The organism is Deferrisoma sp., assembly GCF_054681715.1.
Genome location: NZ_BAAHFQ010000184.1, coordinates 1 through 5,435, shown reverse-complemented (window position 1 = coordinate 5,435; position 5,435 = coordinate 1). Strand labels below are relative to the sequence as shown.

Sequence of the window (5,435 nt, the reverse complement as noted above, 5' to 3'; positions counted from 1 at the left end):
CGGGTCATGGCGCACCTCCTTCCCCCCGAGACGCTCCCTCGCGACCCAGCCTAGCGCGCGACCGCCCCCTCCGGAATCCCCCCGACCTCCGTCTCCGACGGTCCCAGCGTTGGACAGGATTTCGGCGGCGGTGCTACGATCCGCCGATGCCTGCCGGGAGGAGCGGATGGAACACGCCGAGGTGCGCGCGCTCGTGGCGTTCGGGGGCAACGTCGGCGACGTGGAGGCGAACCTGGCCCGGGCCCTGGAGGCGATCGGGCGTCTTCCGGAGACCCGGATCCTGCGCGTGTCGTCGCTCTACCGCACGGCCCCGGTGGGCGAGACCGACCAGCCGGCGTTCCTGAACGGTGCCGTGCTCCTGGCGACCCGGCTCCCGCCCGAGGCGCTCCTCCGGGAGCTCCTGGGGATCGAACGGAGCCTGGGCCGGACGCGGGAACGGCGCTGGGGGCCGCGCACCGTGGACCTCGACCTGATTCTGTATGGCGACCGAACGGTGCGGGGGCCCGATCTCGAGGTTCCGCACCCCCGGTTCGCCGAGAGGGGATTCGTGCTCGTGCCGGCGGCCGAGATCGCCCCGGACATGGAGCACCCCGTGCTCGGCCGAACGGTGGCCGAGTTGCTCGCGGCGCTGGGCCCGACCCCCGACGTCGAGCGTCTCGGGCGTCCGGACTGGGCCGGCGTGTTGGAGGCCGGATCCGGGGGGGCGTGAGGGAGCACGGCGACCGACAAACGGATCGCCGGGATGCGGGCCTGGTCCCGGCCTGTCTGCCACGACAAAGAGGAACCTGTCCGTGCTGATTCGAGCCCTCTTCTATGGCGTTTTGATCTGGCTCCTGGTGAAGTTCATCAAGGGCCTCAAGCCCGCCCCCAAGCCCGAGCGTCCCCGGGCCCGCCCAGCCCCCGGCCGGGCGATCCAGGGGGGGGAGCTGGTGCAGGATCCCCAGTGCGGGGTCTATGTGCCCAAGGAGTCGGCCGTGCCCGGTCCCGGCGGGACATACTTCTGCAGCGAGGCCTGCCGGGACGCCCACGCCGCCAAGGGGGGCGGCGCGGCATGAGCGGCCGCCCCGGCCGGCTCCTCAGGGTGGATCTCGCCGAGCGCGCGGCCCGGGTGGAGGAGATTCCGCCCGAGGTGCTCCGGGCCTACCTGGGGGGGCGAGGCCTCGGGGCCTACCTGGTGAGCGCCGAAGGCCGGCACCGCCTCGATCCCCTGGATCCCTCGGCGCCCTTCGTGGTGGCCACCGGACCCCTCACGGGCACGGCGGCCCCCACGGCCTCGCGCACCAGCGCCACGGCCCTCTCCCCCCTCACGAACACCCTGTTCGACGCCAACTCGGGCGGTTTTTTCGGCATCCGCCTTCGGCGGGCCGGGTACGACGCCCTGTGGATCGAGGGCCGCGCCGATGCCCCGGTGGTCCTCTCGGTCGACCCGGACGGGGTCCGGTTCGAGCCCGCCGGGGACCTCCGGGGGCTCGGGAACCGGGCCGTCCAGAGGGCGCTGGCCGAGCGGTACGGCCCCAAGGCCGCGGCCCTCACCGTGGGGCCGGCCGGCGAGGCCGGGTCGCGGCTCGCCAACGTGGCCCACGGCGAGCGGTTTTTCGGCCGGGGAGGCCTGGGGGCCACCTGGGGCGCCAAGAACCTGAAGGCGGTCGTGGTTCGCGGGGAGGAACCGATCGAGGTGGCCGACCCGGAGGGGTTCGCCTTCGTCGTGAGGGAGTGCCGCAAATGGCTCTCGGCCCACCCGGTCACGAGCCGGGGCCTCCCGGAGTTCGGAACCGCGGTCCTCATGAATGTGGTGAACGCGGTGGGGGCCCTTCCCGCCCGGAACTTCCGGGAGAGCCGGTTCGACCGGGCCGAGGCGGTGTCGGGGGAGGCCCTCCGGGAGATCACGGTGGGGAAAAAGGCCTGCCCCGGGTGCCCGATCGCCTGCGGCAGGCGGATCCGGCTGGGGGGCGGGGAGGTCCAGGGCCCGGAGTTCGAGACCCTCTGGGCCTTCGGGGTGGACCTGGGCCTGGCGGACCTCGCGGCCGTGGCCCGGCTCAACCTGGTGGCCAACGACCTCGGCCTCGACACCATCTCGGCCGGGGCGACCCTGGCGGCGGCCCGGGAGCTGTGGGAGCGGGGGGACCTGCCCTGGGACCCCCTGGAGGGGGGCGAGGCGGGGGTGGCGCGGCTTCTGGAGGAAATGGCCCTGGGCCGGGGGCGGGGCGAGGTGCTGCGGCACGGAAGCGCCCACCTCGGCCGGGCACTGGGCCGGGGGGACGTGGCCATGGCCGCGAAGGGCCTGGAGCTCCCGGCCTACGATCCCCGGGGGTGCCAGGGCCAGGGGCTCGCCTACGCCACCTCGAACCGGGGTGGGTGCCACCTGCGGGCCTACATGGTGGCGCCCGAGATCCTGGCCACGCCAAAGCTCGTGGACCGGTTCGCCTGGTCGGGCAAGGCGGGGCTCGTGATCGTGCAGCAGAATCTGAACGCCGCGGTGGACAGCCTGGTGCTGTGCCGGTTCACCGGGTTCGCCCTGTCGGAGGGCTACTACGCCCGGCTCCTGCGGGCGGCCACCGGCCTGGACGTGGACGGCCAGGGGCTTCTCACCATCGGGGAGCGCATCTACACCCTGGAGCGGCTGGTGAACCTGGAGCGGGGCTTCGGCCGGGAGGCCGACACCCTGCCGCGGCGGCTCCTCGAGGAGCCCGTGGCCGAGGGTCCCAGCGCGGGGCATACGGTGCGGCTCGGGCCGATGCTCGACGAGTACTACCGGTTCCGGGGCTGGGACGCGCGCGGCCGGCCCACGCCGGGCAAGCTCTCCCAGCTCGGGCTCGATGCCGGGGAGGCGCCCGATGTATGAGCAGTTTCGCGACATCGGCCGGGATCTCTTCGTGGCCGGGCTCATCACCTCCCACGGCGGCAACATGAGCGTGCGGCTCGGGGACCGCATCGTGATCACCCGCCGAGGCGCCATGCTCGGCCGGCTCCGGCCGGAGGACCTGGTGGAAACCGGCCTCGAGGCCGACGACAGCATGGTCACCCTGGCGAGCACGGAGCTCGTGGTGCACCGGGCCATCTACCGGGCCACGAGCGCGCTGGCGATCGTGCACACCCACCCGCTCCACGCCACGGCGCTCTCGCTGGTGGAGGACGCGATCGTGCCGGTGGACTCCGAGGGCTCGTACCTCCTTCACCGGGTTCCGGTGGTGAGTGCGGCCAAAACCGTGGGGAGCGCCGAGGTGGCCCGGATCCTCCCCCCGGCGCTCCGGGACCACCGCATCGCCGTGCTCCGGGGCCACGGCGCGTTCGCGGTGGGGGAGCTCCTGGAGGAGGCCTACATGGTCTCCTCCACGTTGGAGGCCTCGGCGCGGATCCTTTGCATCCTGAAGAACCTCGGCGCCGACCGGATCCGGGAGTACCGCGAGGGGGCCGACCGCTACGAGCGCTGGTAGGAGGACACCCCATGGCCAAGACGGCGAGGCGAAACCCTTCCGACCCGATGCCCCTCGACGAGAAGCTGGGCCACATCTGGGCCGGGATCTTCATCTTCCTGGTCGTGATCCTGGTGGTGGTGCTGGTGGGGAAGGCCCTGTTCTTCGAGTAGGGCCGCCCCCCGCCATCGCGGGACCGGCCGTGGACACGGGCGCCGGATGCGATAGATTGGCGGTGCCGGCACCCCCGATTCCCGGCGGACCGCCATGGACCTCGAGGCCCTGATCCGAGCCCTGTCCTCCCCGGAGGCCTATCCCCACCCCTGCCGTCGGGTTGAGGTGCGGCAGACCCACATCTCGGCCGTGTTCCTGGCCGGCGCTTACGCCTACAAGATCAAAAAGCCCCTGGACCTCGGGTTCCTGGACTTCTCGACCCCGGAGCGCCGGGCCCATTTCTGCCGGGAGGAGGTCCGGCTGAACCGGCGCATGGCCCCCGAGGTGTACCTGGGCGTGGTGCCCGTGACCCTGGACCGGGGGCGGGCACGGGTGGACGGCGAGGGGGAGCCGGTGGAGTGGGCCGTGTGGATGCGGCGGCTCCCGGAGCGGGCCACGCTTCTCCGGCGGCTGGACCGGGGCGAGGTGGGAATGGGGGAGATCGGGTCCTTCGGGACGTTCCTGGCCCGGTTTCACGCCCGGGCCGAGGCCGGTCCTCACGTGGCGCGGTTCGGCAGGGCGGCCGTGGTGGGCCGGAACGCCCGGGAGAACTTCGAGCAGACGGCCGGCCACCGGGGGATCACGGTGTCCGACGGCGTGTTCGAGCGCGTCCGCCGGGTGACGGAGCACGGCCTTTCGGCGCTTTCCCCCCTCATGGACGACCGGGCGGCCCGGGGGGTGCCGCGCGACACCCACGGCGACCTCCACCTGGACCACGTGTACTGGTTTCCCCGCCGGGCTCCCGAGCGGCGGTGGGTCGTGGTGGACTGTATCGAGTTCAACGAGCGGTTCCGGTACGCCGACCCGGTGGCTGATGCGGCGTTCCTGTCCATGGACCTGACGTTCCAGGGGCGCCGCGATCTGGCCCGCGGGTTCGAGGAGGCCTACCTGGCCGCAGCGGAAGACCCGGAAGGGGCCGGCCTCTTCCCCTGGTACGTGGCCTATCGCGCCTGCGTGCGGGCCAAGGTGGACGGGTTCGCGGCCCTGGAGCCCGAGGTATCCCCGGACGAAAGGAACCGGGCCCTCGCCTCGGCCCGGGCCCACTGGCTGGTGGCCCTCGACGCCCTGGAACCTCCCGAGAGAAGGCCCTGCCTTCTCGGAGTCGGGGGGCTTCCGGGCAGCGGGAAGTCGAGCCTGGCCCGGGGATTGGCCGAGCGGTTGGGGTTCCGGCTGATCGCAACGGACGTCGTGCGCAAGGAACTGGCCGGGCTCTCCCCGGCCGACCGGGCCCCGGCCGGCTACGGCCAGGGCATCTACACCCCGGAGTGGACCGAGCGCACCTACGCCGAGGTGTTCCGCAGGGCTGAGGGAGCGCTCTTCGAGGGCCGGCGGGTGATCGTGGACGCGACCCTCAGGGAGGCCCGCTGGCGCCGGGCCCTGGGGGAGACGGCCCGGGCGTGGGGGGTTCGGTGGGGCATCCTCCTGTGTCAGGCGTCTGAGGCCGAGGTGCGCCGCCGATTGTCCCGGCCCCGCAAGGGCCCTTCGGACGCGGACTGGGGGGTGTACCGCCAGGCCCGGGCCCGGTGGGAGCCCCCCGCTCCGGGGGAGCCCGAACCCGCGTGGATCGTGACCGACGGCCCGAAGGAGGAGACCTTCGTCCAGGCCGTGCGGGCGCTCGCCCGCTGGGGTCTCGCCCCGCCGCCCGGTCCTTGACACGCCCCGGGGGGCCGGGGTAATCTCCGCTCCCGCTTTGGGGGCCCAGGTAGCTCAGTCGGTAGAGCAGGGGACTGAAAATCCCCGTGTCGGTGGTTCGATTCCGCCCCTGGGCACCAGGTTCGACCAAGGGCTTGGGTCTTCGCCGGACCCAGG

The 5,435-nt window shown here is 73.2% G+C and carries 6 protein-coding genes and 1 tRNA gene; all 7 read left to right on the top strand.

All coding sequences use genetic code 11. From position 1 onward, the window contains the following. Positions 1-166 precede the first annotated feature (166 nt). Complete coding sequence (folK, locus tag ACY0I8_RS15980; RefSeq protein WP_461395534.1) at positions 167-709, top strand: 2-amino-4-hydroxy-6-hydroxymethyldihydropteridine diphosphokinase; 543 nt, start codon at positions 167-169, stop codon at positions 707-709. A gap of 82 nt (positions 710-791) precedes the next feature. Next, positions 792-1,055, top strand: coding sequence for a hypothetical protein (locus ACY0I8_RS15975; RefSeq protein ID WP_461395533.1), 264 nt, complete (start codon positions 792-794; stop codon positions 1,053-1,055). Then, positions 1,052-2,842: an aldehyde ferredoxin oxidoreductase family protein gene (locus tag ACY0I8_RS15970; protein ID WP_461395532.1), complete on the top strand. Its 1,791-nt coding sequence runs from the start codon at positions 1,052-1,054 to the stop codon at positions 2,840-2,842. The genes ACY0I8_RS15975 and ACY0I8_RS15970 overlap by 4 nt, the downstream gene beginning before the upstream one ends. Further along, on the top strand, positions 2,835-3,434 hold the full coding sequence (locus tag ACY0I8_RS15965; protein ID WP_461395531.1) for an aldolase: 600 nt from the start codon (positions 2,835-2,837) through the stop codon (positions 3,432-3,434). Before ACY0I8_RS15970 ends, ACY0I8_RS15965 begins: the two co-directional genes overlap by 8 nt. A gap of 11 nt (positions 3,435-3,445) precedes the next feature. After that, positions 3,446-3,586 (top strand): hypothetical protein, encoded by a 141-nt coding sequence (locus tag ACY0I8_RS15960; RefSeq protein WP_459942063.1) that lies wholly within the window; start codon positions 3,446-3,448, stop codon positions 3,584-3,586. 94 nt (positions 3,587-3,680) lie between these two features. Further along, positions 3,681-5,279 carry a bifunctional aminoglycoside phosphotransferase/ATP-binding protein gene (locus tag ACY0I8_RS15955; RefSeq protein ID WP_461395530.1) on the top strand — a complete coding sequence of 533 codons (1,599 nt, stop codon included), beginning with the start codon at positions 3,681-3,683 and terminating at the stop codon, positions 5,277-5,279. 43 nt (positions 5,280-5,322) lie between these two features. Then, positions 5,323-5,398: transfer RNA gene (locus ACY0I8_RS15950), tRNA-Phe, on the top strand. Positions 5,399-5,435: the final 37 nt, after the last annotated feature.

What these genes read in the sequence shown, in the direction of transcription:
- folK (WP_461395534.1), top strand. Translation starts at nt 167, where the DNA reads ATGGAACACGCCGAGGTGCGCGCGCTCGTGGCGTTCGGGGGCAACGTC.
- ACY0I8_RS15970 (WP_461395532.1), top strand. Translation starts at nt 1,052, where the DNA reads ATGAGCGGCCGCCCCGGCCGGCTCCTCAGGGTGGATCTCGCCGAGCGC.
- ACY0I8_RS15965 (WP_461395531.1), top strand. Translation starts at nt 2,835, where the DNA reads ATGTATGAGCAGTTTCGCGACATCGGCCGGGATCTCTTCGTGGCCGGG.
- ACY0I8_RS15960 (WP_459942063.1), top strand. Translation starts at nt 3,446, where the DNA reads ATGGCCAAGACGGCGAGGCGAAACCCTTCCGACCCGATGCCCCTCGAC.
- ACY0I8_RS15955 (WP_461395530.1), top strand. Translation starts at nt 3,681, where the DNA reads ATGGACCTCGAGGCCCTGATCCGAGCCCTGTCCTCCCCGGAGGCCTAT.